Raw genomic sequence first — 17,304 nt, 5'->3', positions numbered from 1 at the left:
GCCAAGAAGCCGAGGTGCCAAGGAAACACCGTTCCTTCCTGGCTACCTCGGCTTTCTGGCGTTCCTGGCGTGGAGCAGCGATGCTCGAGCGCGACTGTCGCTTGCTATCAGAGCAAACACCTTCGCGACTTCTTCGTGCCTTCGCGTTCTCCGGGTCTTGGCCGACACGGCCTCCACTACTTCTTGGCTGGCGGTTTTGGCGCTCCCTGCTTCTGGGAGGCCAGGAACTCGACCAGGTCGATGAACTCCTCGGCACTCATCCCGGCGGCCAAGCCTTCGGGCATGCTGCTTTGCTTGAGCGTCACCTTCTTGGCGATGTCGGACTTCTTGATCGGCTGGTTCACGCCACCGCCGATGCGGAGCGTCAGCACCTCCGGCGTCTCCGACACGATGAACCCGGTGTAGGAGTCGCCTTCCTTGGTGTCCACGTTGGTCGTGGCGTACTTGGGGTCGAGCTTGGCGTTGGGTTCGAGGATCGACTCGACCAGTTCCGGCTTCTTGAGCCGGGTGGCGACGCCGGTCATGTCCGGGCCGTAGTCGACGCCTTCGTTCAACGCCTTATGACACGATGAGCAGACCCGGCGGAAGACGGCCTTGCCGTTGTCGGCATTGCCCTTGGCCTTGGCGATCTCGGCGTGGATGGCGTCGCGCTGTTTCTGAGGCATTTCCGGATCGGACAGGAACTTCTTGATCGCCGCCGTCGCCGCCCCCGACGGCTTTGAAAGCGCCTCAAGTTCGGTCAGCAGTTCCAAGCCCTTGGGGTTGTCCTGGGCGATGGTCTTTGCGGCGAACTCCGGCTTCCAGACCGGGTCGAGCGCGCCCAGCGACATCTGCAGGGTGTAGTCGATCCAGTAGTCGCGCGGCAGGGCGGCGGCCTTCAGGATTGTCTCGACCGACGCCTTGGTGCGAACGAAGCTCAGGGCGCGGATCGCTTCGACGCGCGTCCGGGCGAACTCGTCAGAAGCCTGCGGGGCGATCAGTTCCATGGCGTTGGGGATGCGTTCCCACTCGTCGGCCAGCACGCGGGTGGCGCCGGCGCGGGCTTCGGGGGTTTTGGCTCGCAGGACTTCCTTCAGGAACGCCGGGTCCACCGCGTGGTGACCCTGCTGGACCCAGAGCGCTTCGAGCCGCAGGCGGTCGAACTCTTTGTCGGCCGGGTCGAGTTTCGCCACCCAGCTCTTGATCGCGGCGAGCACTTCCGGCGTGGGGCGGTCGCGCAGCTCGCGGCGGGCGCGGTAGCGCGTGCGGGGTTCGTACTCCTTCAGCTGCTCGAGCAGTTCCGGAACCGGCTTGCCGAATTGCGTGACGGGGGTCAGCAGCGGCTTGCCCGTGTAGACCAGGCGGAAGACCCGGCCGTGGGCCTTGTCGCGGCCGGGGTCGCGCTGCGAGTACTGCATGTGGCCGATCAGGGCGGCGCACCAGTCGCCGAAGTAGAGGGCGCCGTCGGGCCCGATCTGCGGGTCGGTCGGGCGGAACGTCATGTTGTCCTTCGCCGACAGCAGGTCGTCGGCGGCGGGCTTGCCGTCGGGACCGGGCTTCTTTCGGCGGTTGCCCTTGTAGCCGGCGCCGTCGTCGCGGACCTCGAACGTGGTCAGGCCGTTCATGTTGATGACGCAGGCGAAGATGAAGTTGCCCTGGATGTTGTCGGGGAACTGACGGGTGTAGAGGAACTCGGTGCCAACGTTCGGCCGCATGCCTTCGCCGTCGAAGACGGTGTTCATGCCCTTGCGTCCCGAATACGGGGCGGTGCTGAGCGGCGTATCCCAGTGTTGCTGGGGCGTGGTGCCGTCGCCGACGATGCCCTGGCCCCACCAGTTAAAGACGTAGCACCAGGGGTTGCCGTAACCGGGCGTGACGAAGTGCCGGATCTTCTGCGAGCGCGGATCGAGCACGTAGCAGCCTGGAGCGCCGCTCTTGCGCAGCGGGCCCCACGGGGTTTCGACGGCGGTGCTCATGCTGACGCCTTCGAGCATGTGCAGCAGTCCGCCCGGCGACCATTCGAACGCGCCGATGGTGTGGTGGGTGTCGTCGGTGCCCCAGCCGTCGGACAGCTCGACCACCTGGTCGGCGACGTCGTCGTTGTTGGTGTCTTTGAGCCAGAGCAGGCGGGGCTCGTCCACGACGATGACGCCGCCGTTCCAGAACTCGAAGCCGGTCGGGCAGATGAGCTTGTCGTAGAAGACCTTGTGCTTGCGGGCTTTTCCCTTTTCGTCGAAGTCGCTGAGGATGACGAGCTTGTCGTTGGGCCTGGGGTCGCCGGGCTTCCACTGGGGGTAGGTCGGCATGCAGGAGGCCCATAGCCGGCCCTTGTTGTCGAAGTTGATCTGGTTGACCTTCGTCAGCTCGGGGAACTCGCGCTCGGACGCGACAAGCTGTACCTCATAACCCGGGGGAACCTGCATCGTGGCGATGCTTTCCTCCGGCGTCGGGTACTTGAGCTGCTTGGGTTCCTTGTTCGGCCAGCGGCCGAAGCCGGGCGCGGGGGTGATCAGTTCGCCGGTCTTGCTGTCGTCCGGCTGCGGCGGGACCTGCTTACCCTGGGCGATGTCCCAGACGTACCGGTCGCGGACGGCGACCATGTTGCGGATCTTGGCGATCTCGCGGGGGAAGGTATCAGTGTCAAACGTTCGACGTCCGCCGAAGACGTACCAGCCGTTGAGCATCCGGTAGTCCTGGAGATTGGTCCACGCCTTGTCGACGACTGCGGCACGAAGCTGCTCGAACGCCGGAGAGCCGGGCGCGGCCTGCCCAGGGCTGTTGAACAGCGCCACGTCGAGCAGTTGCGCGACTTTCAGATCGCCGGCGTGATTGAGATGCACGCTGTTGGTGGTGAACTGAAGGCCGGGCTCCGCGTCGAACGCGGCGCGCGTCGGGACGAAGAGATCGACGAACGCGATATTGCGCTTCTTGGCCACTTCCGCCGCGGCCTCGGCGTACAGGCGCAGATTGTCGTTTTCGGTTTTGCCCGACGGCAGATCCGGGTTGCCGCTGGCTTCGAACGCGGCAGGCGTGACGATGACGAAGCGCGGCTTTGAGCCGGTGTCGTCGCGCGGGTACTGGGCGCCGAAGGTGTCGATGAACGATTCGTAGTCGGCCTTGAACTTGTCCACTCCTGCCGGGCCGCCGAACGATTCGTTGAACCCGAAGAAGCAGATGTAGGTGTCGGCACCGAAGGCGTAGATCGGGTCGCCCAGGCCGGTGTAGCCGCTGGACCGTTGGCGGATCGACACTTCGTCGGCGGGACGGGCAAAGTTGCGGATGACCAGTTCCTGCTTGGGGAACCGGGCGTGGAGCATCGCTTCGAAGCTGCCGGTCAGGTTCATGCGCTCGGCGAGCGACGCGCCGACGAACGCGACCCGTTCGTTCTTAACGAACTCCAGCGGCAGCTTGCTCGGCGGGAGCGGCGGCTTGGCCGGGCGCGGGGGAACGGTCAGAAACTCCGCCGCCGCGCCGCCCAGGGGCGGAACCTTCGGCGGTGGGGCTGCTTCGCCCGGCTTGGGAGCGGCCGCCTTGGGGGCCGAGGGCTTGGCGGGCGTCTTGGGCGCGTCGGCGGCGTAGCCGCTGACGAGCAGGCCTGCCACCAGCGATGCGGCAATGCCGCCGACAATCGTCTTTCTGCGTCGAATCGGGTTCAAAGTTTCCTCGAAGTAAAAAACCTGCTCGATCAGGGCGAGGCCGTTTCGGTCAGCCCCGCGCCGACCGCGTACATCGCCGCGATTTCCTCGTCGGCCAAGGCTCGGGCGTACGCCGAGAACTCGTCGATCCGGCCACTGAAATGGCGGATCGCCGCGCCGTCGGCACGCGTTGCCGGGTTCCAGTTGCCCAGCTCCGCTCGGCCGATGGTCAGCTTGCGCGGCTGGATGGAAGACCGGCTGACCGCTCGGCCGTCAACGTAATGGGTGATCTGTTTTGCATCGGCGTCGTAGACCACCGCCAGGTGGATCCATTGGCCGAGTCGTTCGGGCGTGAAGACGAGCGGGCTGTCGGTGTCTTGTGGCTTGCCGCTGCCGATGCCCAGGCGAACCCTGCCGTCGCGAAGGATCTGCCAGTGGGTTGACCCGGGGCCGAACGCATCAGACATGAACAGCGAATTGAAGCTGCGATCCAGCCCGTGAACCCGCACCCAGGCGGCGAAGGTGATCGATTGCAGCTCGCCGGGGAGTTCGATCCGCACCCGGTCGCCGACGCCGCGGTATTCGAGTGCGCCCTTGCCCGGCCAGCGCCCTTCCGACCAGCCGCACCCGACGATTGCTGCATCGGTCATCGCGCCGGCGGCGACGTTGGTGAGAATGCGATCGGCCTGGCCGGCGTTCTCGAAATCGAATCGGACGAGTAGGGACGGGTCGGCGTTGGCGAACACGCTCGCGTCCTGCCAGCGGACGAGCCAGCGGCGATGTGATTCGTTGAGCCGGCGGTCGATGTCGTCCGGCGTCGCGAACGCCGTCGCGTCGGCGGCCAGCCGGCGGATGCTGCCGGCCTGATCGACCGAGGCCGCCTGGCCTGCGGTCAGGTCGCGCATCGCCGGGGTGACGGCTGCTGGTGGGACCGAGCTTGTTTCCTGCCGGTCGTGCAGTTCGACCAAGCCCTTGAAGACATGCACGTTCGCCGACGCCTGTGAGACTTCAACGCCGAATGATGTCCCGCGATCGACCACATTGATCTGCGGCGTGGTGATGCGAAACCCGCGGGCCTGCATGGGGACTTCCGCCCGCAGCTTTCCGGAAAGGCAGAACGCTTCAGACGCCGAGACCAGTTGCAACTCGGCGGGGCCTTCCAGCACGACCTGTGCGCCGTTGAAGAACTCGATCTGCGCCAGACCGGCGTCGAGCCGCAGCCAGCCGGGTTCCAGCGCGGTGCCCACCCGAGGCGGGGCGGCGGGGGCTGAACCCTGTTCCGTTGCTTCGTGCTCGACACGCCAGCGAGCATCGACCGTTCGGGTCAAAACGGCGATTGATGCCGTGATCGCCTCGGCGGGCTGGGTGGCCGGGTTTGAGGGCAAGGCGGCCTGGTTGGACCTGGAAGGCGTGCGGATGGCCCACCAGGTCACACCGATCACGACCAGAAGCGATGCCGCAACGGCAACCCATCGGTGCAGGGGTCGGCGGTAGACCGTGGCACGGTCGTCCCGCCCGTGGTTCAACAGGGGCAACACGCCCATGCCATGATCCGCAGGCGAAGGCTCGGGCACGACGGCATGGCTCGGCGTGTCGGCGACCTCGTGCAGCATCGTGTCGAGGTGCAACTGGTCCAGCAGCCGATGTCCGGCCGACGGATCACGGTCGAGCCGCGACAGCAGCGCAGCGGCTTCGGCATCCGTCAGCTTGCCGGACAGATACTGTTCGATGAGCAGGTCGAGGTCGTCGCGGTCATCCATGGGCCACCCCGCCTTCCGGAAGGGCGGACTTCAGCCCGCGGTCGATGCACTCCCGAAGCTTCTCCCGCAGCCGTCCCATCGCCCGGCAGACGGTGTCGGCCTTCATTCCGAGGCGGTCGGCGATCTGCGGGGTTGAGATGTCGTCGTAGTAATAGAGGTCGATCAGCGCCCGGCTCTTGTCCGGCAGCTTCTCGACGCAGCTTCGAAGGACAGCGATCTCATCGGCGTACCTTGGCGCGGCAGACCGCTCTTCGGCCAGCATTCGCACATGCTCGGCGAGCTTCTGCACCACCTCAGGCATGTCGCGGGTTTTGTCACGCCAGTGTCGCAGCGCAACGGTACGCGTCATGGTCGCGAGTAACGGTTTAACGTCGCGATCGAGATCCCACTGGTCGGCTTTGGCAAGGAACTCGACAAAAACCTGCTGAAGGATGTCGTCGGCGATGCCTGGCAGGGGCGCGTGACGGAGCGCCAGCCCCTTCACGAACCCGTGATGGGCCAGAAATGCTTGTGCTGCCTTGGCTTCCGATAGTTTCATCGTCGGCGGAGTTTTCTCCTGCCGCTCCTATCCCACACGAGGACGGAAAACCGGACAAGAAAAATCCTCAGGCAGTCTTTCTTCTGGTCTGTTGTTTACGGGCCGGGCGGATTGGGCAAGTTTTGCGTCCTGGGACCGCCGAGCGCCTGCTCGGCTCTTCGACATGCCGAGCAAGCGCTTGGCGGTCCCAGGCTGCGAATGCGCGAATATCGAGGACCCGTCACCAAAGAGACCGTTTTGGCCCGCGGGCGGACCGATTGGCGGAAGCGAGGCGGCCGGAACTGCTCTCTGAAGCCACGTCAATTTCCTTCCCGGATGTTCAACTCGCGACAGTAAGGGGGCCATTTCCTTCCCCTGTCTGGCGGCAGCCTCTAGACTGTGTCCATGACCGCGACCCTCTCCAACAGCGTGCAGAAAGCGTCTCTCCTGGGCATGGCGCCGAGCTTCGGCTTCGGTGATCGCACCGGCCTGGCAACGCCGGGCCATGTCGCGGCGCTCCGCCGGGCGGGCGGTTCGATCCAGCCGATCTTCGCCCAGCAGTCGATCCGCGAAATGGGCCGTACCAACCGCACGCCCGATGGCGTCATGAACGACGCCCTGGCGGCCCTGGCGGCGACCAAGTTCTTCGGGGTTCACGGTGCCGATGCCGACCACCTCAAGACCCCTCAGGACATTGAGCGCACCGCCGCCGCCGGCTTTACCTTCTTTACCATCGACCCCTCGGCGGAAGTGGACGAGCAGGCCGACAGCTACGCGCCGGACGTGCTCGTAAGCAAGTTCTCGACTGTCGGGCCGCAGATCCCCTGGATCACGCAGTATCAGGATAAATCGGTCACGCTGCCCAACGGTACCCGCATCAGCCTCAGCGAAGTCGCCTGCAAGCGTGCGGCGGTTAAGTACGGCCGGGCTATCAAGCTGGCGATCGACCTCGGCAAGCACATCGCCGCGACGACCGCCAAGCTCGGTCAGCCGCACGAGATCGAGCTGTCCGTGGACGAAACCCCCCAGCCGACGACGCTCGCCGAGCACTACATCATCGCCGACCAGATGCTCAAGGCCGGCCTGAAGCTGGTCAGCCTCGCGCCCCGGTTTATCGGCGAACTGGAGAAGGGCGTCGATTACAAGGGTGAAGTGGCGTTGTTCGAAAAGTCGGTCGCCGATCACGCGGCGATCGCCGAACTGCTCGGCCCGTACAAGCTCAGCCTGCACTCGGGGTCCGATAAGTTGAGCATCTACGCGCCGCTGGCGCGGGCGACCAAGGGCAAGTTCCACGTGAAGACCGCCGGCACCAGCTACCTTGAGGCCCTCCGCGTCGTCGCCCGGCACGATGAACGGCTGTTCCGCAAGATCATCGATTTCAGCCGCGGCCGATACGACACCGACAAAGCGACCTACCACGTCTCGGCGACCCTCGACAGCGCCCCGCCACAGAGCGATGTGGCAGACGCCCGCAAGCTGGAACAGATTTATCTCGGCATCTGGAGCCAGACGCCGGCGGGTCTCGGTTTCACCGAGCCGGGCCGCCAGATCCTGCACTGCACGTTTGGCTCGGTTCTGACCGACCCGACCCTCAAGGGCGAAGTTTTCGGTGTTCTCACCGGCCACCCGGCGACGTACGAAGAAGTGCTTTCGGAGCACTTCGCCAAGCACCTGGAAGCGCTGAATGATGGCATGTAGGACGAGCACTTCCAGCCGTGGCGAGTTGGTTGCCGCATCCAACGCAATGAAGAATCAAGAATGAAGAATGAAGAACAGGGAATGACGCCTGAGCCATTCCCCGTTCTTCATTCTTCATTCGTCATTCATTCTTCCCTCCCGTCCGAAGTTCCACGCCCGGACGGCCGAAGTAGAGATGTGGGGACGCGCGCCGCGATCCCGGTCGTGCCATGGGCTCGTTGTTCATTGGCCTCTTGTTCATCCTTCGAGCTTCTGCTTTCATCCTTACTCTTATGCCTCTGACGTTCCGCTGGGTCGAAGACGATGAACGCGACCGCGTCGCCGTGACGCGAATGCGGGCCTACGCGCCGGCGTCCAAGGATCTTCCACGCTTCCAGGAACGCATTCGCACCGATCCCCGCGTCAAGGCCGGCGACTTCCTCCTGGCCGAGCTCGACGGCGAACCCGTCGGCACCTCCACCAGCCTGTCGCTGACCACCTGGGTGCGCGGCGGGGCGGCCTGGTGCCAGGGGGTGGCGTATGTGGGCACGATCCGCTCGCACCGCCGGGGCGGCTCGGCCGATCAGCCGGGCATCGCCACGCGGATCATGAACGAAACGCTCCGTCGGGCCCGGGAGCGGAACCAGTCGGTCTCAGCGCTCATGCCCTTTCGAAACTCGTTCTACGAGCGGTTCGGCTACGGCGTCGTCGAACGCCGGCACGACTGGGTCATCCCCACGCCGCTGCTGCCCGCCGGCGATACCGACGGCCTGCGACACTACCGCTCGACGGATCTGGAAGCCCTCGCCGTCTGCCGCCAAAAGCAGGTCTGCCGCGGTCAGTGCGACATCAAGCGGACGAAAGAAAGTTGGATCAACCTGATCGGCCAGTTCGAAGACGGGCATTTTTTCGTCGACCGCCCCGAATCCAATGGCCCGATTCGCGGTTACGTCTATTTCGAAACGGTCGTCCGCCCCGACGGCCGCTGGCAACTGGTTGTTGAAGAGCTGGGCTACGAAGACGCGCCCGCACTATTGAGAATCCTGCGTATGCTCGGCAGCCTCAAGGACCAGTACGCCACCTGCCACATGCTGCTGCCGGTCGATCTGCCGCTGCAACGGCTGCTGAAGGAATCACAGGTCCCGCACCGCATCGTCCCCCACGCCGCCGCCGAGTGCCGCATGCAGACGCGCATGATGATGCGCATCCTCGACCACAAGGCGTTCCTGGAATCGATGGTAGCGCTGCCCCCCGACCAGCGCGGCCGGGCGGTGGTGGCGGTGCACGAGGTCGAAGGCGACACAGGCAAGTTCCTGGTCGACCTCGCCGACGGCCGAATGACGGTCACGCCATCGGACCAGTCGCCGCAGTTCGAATGTAACAGTGCGACGTGGGCGTCCATCGCCTGCGGCGAGACCCCGGCGTCACAGGCGGTGAGATACGGTCTCGCAACAGGATCAACCGGGGCGGTTGGGATGCTCGACGCGCTGGCGGTGGGGCCGATGCCGTTTACGAGCGAGGCGTTTTGACATAAGTAGCGCGGCGGTAGCCATAAAGCCAGAGATAGTCTGCGTCCAATTCCAGACACGCCGCCGCGGCCGCCATGATCGCGTCTCTCAGGGCCTCGAGGTCTTGGTACACGGCCAGGCCCACGCCGGGGTACGGTTTGAACTCCCGTGGAAAGCGGAACCACTCGATCCACTTGTATTCGAACGGCTGCCAAATGCTGTCCGCGAACCGCGTCTCCATTAGTTCACGCGTTAGCGGCGGGCGGGGCTCCATGGTGATGTAGTCCGAATCAATACATTTGAACTCGCACCGCCGGATCGAGATGCCGGATTCATCGATCGCGGCGAACACCTTTCGCCACTTGGTATTGCTCATGCACGATAGGCTGAACCGTGAGGCAAGACGGACCCATCGCTGGTGATCATCGAGTGTCGCGGTGAGCTTTGCGATAGGTGTGTCTGACACGACTGCCTCGAGCGATCACTTTAAAATCAATTCAGCACGGATGGCAGGCCGGCCATTTTTGAAGCGCCGCCGGAAATCCACTGCGTTGACGAGCAAAAGTCACTCGTCCAACTGCGAAAACAGCGTCCCCAACTCAAGCGCAAACCCCGGCAGCACGTCGCCACCATCGATCGTCTGGGTAGTGTCATACACCTTGAAGGTATCGGCATCGGTGTAAACCGCGACCTGCCGCAGCGCCGGGTCGACCATCCAGACCAGCTTCGTACCGCTTTGGAAATACTCCTGCCGTTTGCGGGCCATCTCCTTGGGCGTATTGCTCTCGCTGAGTATTCCCACGGCGAGGTCCGGCGACGCAGTGGGAATGGGCTCCCTCGGAAACGCCCCGGCGGGGAACCGTTCGCGAGACGTAAAGGAAACATCCGGCATCCGCACCTGGCCGGGCAGAATGCGCATCATCCCATCCGACATCGCGACATAGCCGAGCTTGCGCGGGCGAACGAACGCGTGCAGCGCGGCGCTGATCGCGACCCCCAGAATCGATTCCCAGTACCCCATGCCCTTCTCCACCAGGGTTCCGTCCACCAGCTCGAACAGCCGGCCCTCCCGGGCTTCAATATCGATAACATCCTGCTCGGTGGCCGACCCCGGCGAAGGGTGGAGCCGGACCCGGTGTGCCGGAATGTCGCCGAGCCGTTCGAGCAGGTCGGCGACGGTTGCGGTGTCGGTCGGCGATGAAAGCAGGGTCGCGGTCACAGACCTGAGTTTAGCCGACGACCGGGCGGCGGCAATCAATTAGCTTTGGTGATTGGCACCCTCCCCGGTATCCTGCAACGACTGGAACCCCCGGCGTGTTCGGTTGGGGTTCGGATTTGTTGCGGCGGATCTGTGATGCAGCTTCTCAATCGATCGATCGTTCAGCTTTTTGCCGTCGCCGGCCTGGCAGGCATCTCGGCATCGCTCTGTGGCTGCGCCGAGACGGCGTCGGCCGTCACGGCGATCGAGGCCACGAAGATGACCGCCGACATCCTGGGCAGCCTGCCGGCCTGGGTTCAGCAGGCATCCATCTCGTTCCAGCTCAACAACAATGTCGATTGGGGCAAGCCGGAGAAGATTGTCATCACCGATACGGCGTACGTGCTGATGTACCCCACCTCGCCGGCGCAACTGAAAGCCAGCAACGGCATTCCCCGGATGATCGTGATCAACCGGTCCGATGCGCCGAACCAGACGTTCTGAATATCAGATTCCGGGATGCAGGGGCGGGGAGCTCGCGGGCTAAGCGGTGATTCCGGGCTACTTGGGGTCGGCGGCGCGGCGGCATTCTTCCATCTCAACCTGTGTGACCTTTTCGAGCCGGCGGACGTGCCGTCCGTCGGTGAATCCCGTGCTCAGAAAGATGTCAACGATCTGACGGATCTGGTCTTCGCCGAGCAGGTCGGTGCCGAGGCACAGGACGTTGCAGTGGTTGTGTTCGCGGGCGCGGCGGGACGTGACATGGTCGTGGACGAGCGCCGCTCGGACGCCATGAATCTTATTGGCCACGACAGACATGCCGATGCCGCTGCCGTCCATGAGGATGCCGACGTCGGCGTCGCCGCGGGCGACGGCGCGGGCGACGGGGGCGGCGAAGTCGGGGTAGTCAACGGCGGAGGTGCTGTCGCAGCCGAGGTCTTCGACCTGATGCCCCGCCGATTTAAGTACCGGTAGTAGCCGGCGCTTGGCTTCGTATCCGCGATGGTCGCACGCCACGGCTATCCGCATAAACGCTACTCGATTCTTGGGTCTACGGTCTTTCGATCAGGGTCGTCGCTCGGGCAACAGATCGCGTTCCTTCAGACGGTTCTCGATCAGACGTCGCAGTTCACCGGCCAGGTCGCGGTACAGTTCCAGACTGCCGCCGATCGGGTCTTCAATATCGCCGGTCGGGTCGAGCGTTGTCACTTTCTGTTTCGCCGACGGCACCATCGACAATGCCGCCATCGCGTGGCCTCGACCCATCGTAAAGATGGCGTCGGCCTGGTGGATCAGTTCCGGCGTCAGTTGCCGGGAGCGGTGCTGGGTCAGGTCGGCACCCATCGCCCGGACCGCCTCGACGCCCTGAGGCGTGGCTCGCATGCCGGGACTGGCAAAGGCACCGGCGGAGAGGACGCTGATGCCTTTTTTGTCCAGGTCCGCGTCAGCCACACCGCTGGCATCGGCCAGCAGATGACGGGCGATTGCCTCGGCCATCGGGCTACGGCAGGTGTTCCCGCTGCAGACGAAGAGGATCGTCGTGCGCAACAGCCGCTCGATGATCCGTTCGTCGTACACGCCCTTACGGACGATCTGGTAGCCGTCACCGTTGACGCGGATGATCGTCGACGGCTGATGATACCGTGTGGGGCCCGCATCAAGAATAAGGGCGACACGGCCGTCGAGATCGCTCGCCAGGCCGGCGGCTGGCGACTGGCTGGACGCCCCGCCGACCGCCGTCAGAGCGACCGGGCCGGCGACCTTGCCGAGTACCGCCTGGGCGACGACTTCGTCCGGGCAGCGCAGGGTAATCGAGCCGTCGGTCCCATAAAGATCGGGTTCGGCGACGCCCAGTTCGCGGCTAACCGCGGCCCGGCGCTCGGCGGGCACATCAAACACCAGACCGACCGGGCCCGGCCACAGCTTCTTCAGCATACGATTGCCGAGGTCACTGAGGTCGCCGGTGTATTGGCGGGCCGCTTCGGGCGTCGCGAGGTGGATGGTAAACGGGGCGTCGGCGGCGCTGCCGCGGAGGCTCCTTAGTTGTTGCAGCGAAGCGGGTTGCGTCAGTACGCCCGCCGCGCCATAGACGGTTTCCGTCGGTAGCACGACGAGCTTGCCCTGCCCCAGCGCTTCGGCGGCCCGCCCGACCTGATGCTCAAAGTCGGGGGCGGCGAGGATGGAGATCACGGGCACGCTCATGGTTGCGCTATAAGAGTACGGTCGCGCCGGAGTGTCAAGCGAGGGACACGCGGCCGGTCGGGATCGGTAAGGCCGCTTATTCGACGCCGACGCAGTCATGGGTCAGAATCGGCCGCATGTTGCAACAACGGTGGTTCCAGTACGCGCTGCTGTCGGCGGTGTCGGCGGCCGCGGTGGGGATCTTCGGCAAGCTCGGCCTTCGCCATGTCGACCCGACCCTGGCGACGGCTGTCCGAAGCGTCATCATGGCGGTTCTTCTCGTGACGGTCTGCTTCACGACCGGGCTGACGTCCCGGCTGGGCGAACTCGACGGCCGCGCCCTGCTCATGATCGCGTTGTCCGGAATCGCCGGGGCGGCTTCGTGGCTGTTTTACTTCCGGGCGCTGCAGGCGGGCGAACTGTCGCAGGTCGCGCCGGTCGATAAGCTCAGCGTACCGTTGGGAATTCTGCTGGCCGTGCTGGTGCTCGGCGAGCGGCCCAGCGGCATTAACTGGCTGGGGATCGGTCTGGCGCTGGTGGGCGTCTATCTCGCGTCGATGCCGTCGAAGGCCTGACTTTGGTTACGGGTGTCGCCGTCATGCAAAAGATTCCGTGCCAATCCGCTCGTATCAGCCGCGTGCAGACGCCCGTCATTCCAGTGATCGGGGAGATGATCGCGCGTCATCCGGGGACAATCTCTCTGGGCCAGGGGGTGGTTCACTACGCGCCGCCGCCTACCGTGGCGCAGGCGGTCGCCGCGGCGGCGGACGACCCGCGCACGTACAGGTACGGCCTGGCGTTCGGGATTCCAGAACTGCTGGACCCCATTCGAGCAAAGCTGCGGAACGAGAACGGGGTTCGTATCGGTGTGGAAAGACGGATCGCCGTGACGGCGGGCTCGAACATGGCGTTCGTCAATGCCGTGCTTGCGATTGCCGACCCGGGCGACGAAGTGATCCTGCTGTCCCCTTATTACTTCAATCACGAGATGGCGATCCGCATCGCCGGGTGTAAGCCTGTCGTGGTCGCGACGGACGGCGAATACCAGCCGGATGTTGCGTCGATCGCGGCGGCTGTCACGCCGCGAACGCGTGCCGTGGTGACCGTCTCTCCGAACAACCCCAGCGGTGCCGTCTACCCGGAAGCGACGCTGCGGGCGATCAACGCGTTGTGCCGCGACCACGGCATCTTCCACGTCAGTGACGAGGCATACGAATACTTCGTCTACGACGGTGGCACCCACTTTTCGCCGGCCTCGATCGAAGGGAGCGAGCCCCACACGATCGCGTGCTACACCCTTTCCAAGGCCTACGGCATGGCGGGCTGGCGGGTGGGATACATGGTGTTGCCGATGCTGCTGGAAGAAGCGGTCAAGAAAATCCAGGACACGAACCTGATCTGCCCGGCGATCATGACCCAGTTTGCCGGTGCCGGTGCCCTCAAGGCCGGACAGGCCTGGTGCAGATCGCAGATTTCCGGATTCGAGAAAGTCCGCGACACCGTGCTAAATGAACTGGCGACGCTCGGCGATCGCATTCATCTGCCCAGGCCGGGCGGCGCGTTCTACGGGCTGATGCGGGTCAACAAGCGGATTGAAGACATGCGCCTGGTCGAGGCGTTGATCAGTGATTTCGGCGTCGCCGTCATGCCCGGTTCGACGTTCGGCCTGACCGAGCATTGCTATCTGCGCGCAGCGTATGGCGCGCTGGCGGCGGAGACCGTCACCGAAGGTATCGGGCGACTGGTGAAAGGACTCGGGGCGTTGATTTAGCCGCCGGGCCCGGCGGCGGTACTACAGCGTTTCCCTTCCGATATAGCCCCGCAGCGCCTCCGGCACCGTCACGCTGCCGTCGGCGTTCTGGTAGTTCTCGATGATGGGAATCAGAATCCGCGGACTCGCGACCACCGTGTTGTTGAGCGTGTGGCAGAACCGCGTCTTGCCGTCCTTGTCCTTGTAACGCAGGTTCAGCCGGCGGGCCTGGAACTCGTACAGCCGGCTGGCGCTGTGGGTTTCGCCATAGCCGCTGGCGGGATTCTTGCCGTCGAAACGGCTGGGCATCCAGGTTTCGACGTCGAGCATGCTAGCGTTCTTCACGCCGATGTCGCCGGTGCAGCACTGAATGACGCGGTGTGGCAGATTCAGCCGCTTCAGCAGCTCTTCGCTGTAGCCGAGCATCTCGGCGTGCCACTTTTTGCTCTCTTCGATGTCGTTGCGGCAGATGACCACCTGTTCGACCTTGTCGAACTGATGCACCCGGTAGAGGCCGGCGGTGTCCTTGCCGTAGGTGCCCGCCTCACGACGAAAGCAGGTGCTGGCGGCAGTCAGCTTCAGCGGCAGGTCTGCTTCGGTGAGCGTGACCGAGTCGGTCTCGGGGGCGGCGTACGCCGTCAGCGCCACCTCGGCGGTGCCGGTCAGGAAGCGGACTTCATCCCCTTCCTCGGTCGTCTCACCAACGCGGTACGCCTGCTCCCGCCCGGCGGGGAAGAAGCCGGTGCCGCGCATCGCATTGTCTCGAACCATCACCGGGACTGACAGCAGCGTGAAACCCTTCTCGCGGGTCATCATGTCGAGCGCCAGGCGGATCACCGCCCAGTGCAGTTCCGCGCCGCCGGCTTTCAGGAAGTAGCTGCGGCTGCCGGCGATCTTCGCGCCGGCCTCGAAATCCATCAGCCCCAGCTTCTTGCCGATTTCAATGTGCGACAGCGGCTTAAAATCGAAGGTCCGCGGCTCACCCCAGTGGCGGACGACAACGTTGTCAGTGGCATCGCGGCCGACCGGAACATCGGCGTCTGGCGGCTGCGGGATCGACCAGAGGAGCTGGTCGAGCTGCACTCTCGTTTCGCGGCCTGCGTCTTCGAGTTCCTTCAGCCGCGGCTTCATCGCCGCCGCCTGCTGCTTGATGGTCTCACGCTCGGCGGGGTCTTTGGCCTTGCCGATCTTCTGGCTGAGCAGGTTCTGCTCCGCCTTGAGCCGGTCGAACTCCACCTGTGCCTGCCGATGTTTGCCGTCGAGGGCGAGCACGGCGTCGATATCGACGCCCATGTTCTTCTTCTTGGCGCCGTCGCGGTACTTGTCGGGGTTGTCGCGGAGGTCCTTCAGGTCGATCATAAGGGCCGCGGTTTTACACGAATGCGATTGTGGAGGACAGGGAGGCGCGGTCGGGTAAGCGCGTTTCGAACCGGGCGCGCCCACCGAGTCGCGGTGGGTCCGACGGCAGCACTGCTGGTGTTTGCGACCCGCAGTTGCGGCTGAGCGCGTCAGGAGCGAATCCCTACACCACCTGAACGATCTCGATGGCGGTGATTTTTCGCGGATCGAAGCCGATCCGCTGCTCGAAGATGCCGCCCAGGCCGTTGCGGTCGGTCGCGATGATCCACCCTTGCTCGATGATGATATCGTCGAGAATCGTGCCGTCGGTGAAGGTCGCGCGAACGACGGCGGTGTACTTACGCTTCGGAACGCCGTTGGCGACAAGGAACTCGCGCCATTCGAGCGGAAGCAGCTTGGCCAGGCGATTACGGGGAGGGGTCTTGGAGTGCATGGGATTCGGACGCTAGTCCTCAGTATTAAGCCACCGCTTCGCAACTCTGCATCGACGTGTCGTTGTTTACTTCGTCGGCCGCCGTCGCGGCGGGCCAGACACCGGGGCCTTCGGTGGCATACCAGCGTTGCAGGACTTCACTCCAGTCACGCAGGCTTTGCACCGCGATGAACTGCTTTTTGACCTGATCCGCCTGGGGGTGGAATCGGCTGTACTTGATCCCCATCTTGCGCATCCGTCGGCCGGCGAGAGATTCGCCGTGAATCTGCATCGCCAGCGCGAAGTGTTCTTCGAGGGCGTCGCGCTGCGCGTGGATGGTGGGAGGAGAGAATATAGAGGATGGCGGATTGACGATGGACGATGGCGCACACACTTGGTTCGATCTTCCAGCCTCCATCGTCGATCCACTGCGTTCCGTGGCCAACAGAGCTGCGGCGTGCCCGAAGATCCACGGGTTGCCGATCGCGCCCCGGGCGATCCAGGCGATATCGACGCCCGTCTCCCGGAGCATTCGCACGGCATCCTCTGCGGTGAAGACATCGCCGCTGCCGAGGATGGTGCGATTCGGATACCGCTGCTTCACCTTCCGGATGAACGCCCAGTCTGCCTGGCCCTGGTACTTCTGTTCGACAGTCCGGCCATGAACGCGAATCGCCGAGTAGCCCAGCGACCAGGCCGCGTCGGCAATCTGAAAGAACGTTTCTTCGGATTGCGGCGAATCGTCAAAGCTCTTGCGCAGGCTTACGGTGGTGACCGCCGAGGGGGGTAAGGCATCGCGCACGGACTTGAGGATGTCGATCGCCCGGGGCAGGTCCTTCAGCATGTGGCCGCCCCGGGCCTTGTTCTTGATCTTCTTCACCGGGCAGGCGTAGTTGAGATCGATCGCGTCGTAACCGGCGCGGTGCAGGAGCAGGGCGGCACGACTCATCGTGTCGGCATCAGACCCGATAACCTGGCCGGCCACCGGATGGTCTTCGTCGTTGATATCGATGCTTTTCCGCAATCCTTCCCCCCCGTTGCAGAGAATGACGTCGAGCAAGGCTTCGGTCAGTGCATACGCGCAACCCCGTCGTCGGGCGACCACGCGCATTGCGCGGTCGCTGTAGCCGGCCAGTCCGGCCTGACAGAAGGGCTGCTGAAGTTGGAGGGGTCCGATGGATGGCATTGTGACGGGGGCGATTATAGGAGGTGTCGGGGTGGATAGATGCACGCTACGTCTGGCCGTCGTCTCCCGGACGAGCGACACCCAGGCGACTGCCCTCGCGAAAGTGCGCCCACCTCATCACCCGGGCACCTCTTCCGTCAAG

Annotated in this window: 15 protein-coding genes; 5 read left to right on the top strand and 10 right to left on the bottom strand. The window is 64.4% G+C overall.

Translation table 11 applies throughout. The features are described from left to right. Positions 1–176: 176 nt before the first annotated feature. Genes IPV69_RS12210 through IPV69_RS12200 form a run of 3 tightly spaced genes read right to left on the bottom strand, consistent with a single transcriptional unit; the run spans position 177 to position 5,912 of the window. Complete coding sequence (locus IPV69_RS12210; protein ID WP_206295392.1) at positions 177–3,635, bottom strand: DUF7133 domain-containing protein; 3,459 nt, start codon at positions 3,633–3,635, stop codon at positions 177–179. A gap of 29 nt (positions 3,636–3,664) precedes the next feature. Then, a complete protein-coding gene (locus tag IPV69_RS12205) occupies positions 3,665–5,374 on the bottom strand; it encodes a LamG-like jellyroll fold domain-containing protein (RefSeq protein ID WP_206295391.1) in 1,710 nt (569 codons plus the stop codon). Continuing rightward, positions 5,367–5,912 carry an RNA polymerase sigma factor gene (locus tag IPV69_RS12200; RefSeq protein WP_206295390.1) on the bottom strand — a complete coding sequence of 182 codons (546 nt, stop codon included), beginning with the start codon at positions 5,910–5,912 and terminating at the stop codon, positions 5,367–5,369. Before IPV69_RS12200 ends, IPV69_RS12205 begins: the two co-directional genes overlap by 8 nt. A gap of 384 nt (positions 5,913–6,296) precedes the next feature. Between IPV69_RS12200 and IPV69_RS12195 the strand changes: the two genes are divergently transcribed. Then, positions 6,297–7,589: a tagaturonate epimerase family protein gene (locus IPV69_RS12195; RefSeq protein ID WP_206295389.1), complete on the top strand. Its 1,293-nt coding sequence runs from the start codon at positions 6,297–6,299 to the stop codon at positions 7,587–7,589. A 272-nt stretch (positions 7,590–7,861) separates the two neighbouring features. Next, entirely contained in the window at positions 7,862–9,097 is a 1,236-nt protein-coding gene (locus tag IPV69_RS12190) for a GNAT family N-acetyltransferase (protein ID WP_206295388.1), read from the top strand. Here IPV69_RS12190 and IPV69_RS12185 read toward each other — a convergent pair. Both IPV69_RS12185 and IPV69_RS12180 read right to left on the bottom strand, forming a co-directional pair. Further along, positions 9,078–9,542, bottom strand: coding sequence for a DUF6678 family protein (locus IPV69_RS12185; protein WP_206295387.1), 465 nt, complete (start codon positions 9,540–9,542; stop codon positions 9,078–9,080). The two genes, IPV69_RS12190 and IPV69_RS12185, sit on opposite strands and share 20 nt — an antisense overlap. A gap of 99 nt (positions 9,543–9,641) precedes the next feature. After that, entirely contained in the window at positions 9,642–10,295 is a 654-nt protein-coding gene (locus IPV69_RS12180; protein WP_206295386.1) for a Uma2 family endonuclease, read from the bottom strand. Between the two features lie 135 nt (positions 10,296–10,430). Between IPV69_RS12180 and IPV69_RS12175 the strand changes: the two genes are divergently transcribed. After that, positions 10,431–10,778 (top strand): hypothetical protein, encoded by a 348-nt coding sequence (locus tag IPV69_RS12175; protein ID WP_206295385.1) that lies wholly within the window; start codon positions 10,431–10,433, stop codon positions 10,776–10,778. 57 nt (positions 10,779–10,835) lie between these two features. Here IPV69_RS12175 and rpiB read toward each other — a convergent pair whose 3' ends face one another. Both rpiB and IPV69_RS12165 read right to left on the bottom strand, forming a co-directional pair. Continuing rightward, complete coding sequence (gene rpiB / locus IPV69_RS12170; protein WP_206295384.1) at positions 10,836–11,303, bottom strand: ribose 5-phosphate isomerase B; 468 nt, start codon at positions 11,301–11,303, stop codon at positions 10,836–10,838. Between the two features lie 36 nt (positions 11,304–11,339). Then, the gene (locus IPV69_RS12165; protein ID WP_206295383.1) at positions 11,340–12,476 is read right to left on the bottom strand and encodes a Sua5/YciO/YrdC/YwlC family protein; all 1,137 of its coding nucleotides are present in this window, start codon (positions 12,474–12,476) and stop codon (positions 11,340–11,342) included. A 116-nt stretch (positions 12,477–12,592) separates the two neighbouring features. Between IPV69_RS12165 and IPV69_RS12160 the strand changes: the two genes are divergently transcribed. Continuing rightward, positions 12,593–13,030 carry an EamA family transporter gene (locus IPV69_RS12160; RefSeq protein WP_206295382.1) on the top strand — a complete coding sequence of 146 codons (438 nt, stop codon included), beginning with the start codon at positions 12,593–12,595 and terminating at the stop codon, positions 13,028–13,030. A gap of 23 nt (positions 13,031–13,053) precedes the next feature. Next, on the top strand, positions 13,054–14,226 hold the full coding sequence (locus IPV69_RS12155; protein WP_206295381.1) for a pyridoxal phosphate-dependent aminotransferase: 1,173 nt from the start codon (positions 13,054–13,056) through the stop codon (positions 14,224–14,226). 21 nt (positions 14,227–14,247) lie between these two features. Here IPV69_RS12155 and serS read toward each other — a convergent pair whose 3' ends face one another. From serS to IPV69_RS12140, 3 genes are all read right to left on the bottom strand, one after another. Beyond that, positions 14,248–15,564 (bottom strand): serine--tRNA ligase, encoded by a 1,317-nt coding sequence (serS, locus tag IPV69_RS12150; RefSeq protein ID WP_206295380.1) that lies wholly within the window; start codon positions 15,562–15,564, stop codon positions 14,248–14,250. Between the two features lie 163 nt (positions 15,565–15,727). Beyond that, positions 15,728–15,997, bottom strand: a complete 270-nt coding sequence (locus tag IPV69_RS12145; protein ID WP_206295379.1) for a hypothetical protein — start codon at positions 15,995–15,997, stop codon at positions 15,728–15,730. A 25-nt stretch (positions 15,998–16,022) separates the two neighbouring features. Beyond that, entirely contained in the window at positions 16,023–17,207 is a 1,185-nt protein-coding gene (locus tag IPV69_RS12140) for a tRNA dihydrouridine synthase (protein ID WP_206295378.1), read from the bottom strand. Between the last annotated feature and the right edge of the window lie 97 nt (positions 17,208–17,304).

The organism is Humisphaera borealis, assembly GCF_015169395.1.
Lineage (GTDB): Bacteria > Planctomycetota > Phycisphaerae > Tepidisphaerales > Tepidisphaeraceae > Humisphaera > Humisphaera borealis.
This window is presented reverse-complemented; position numbering and strand designations above follow the sequence as displayed.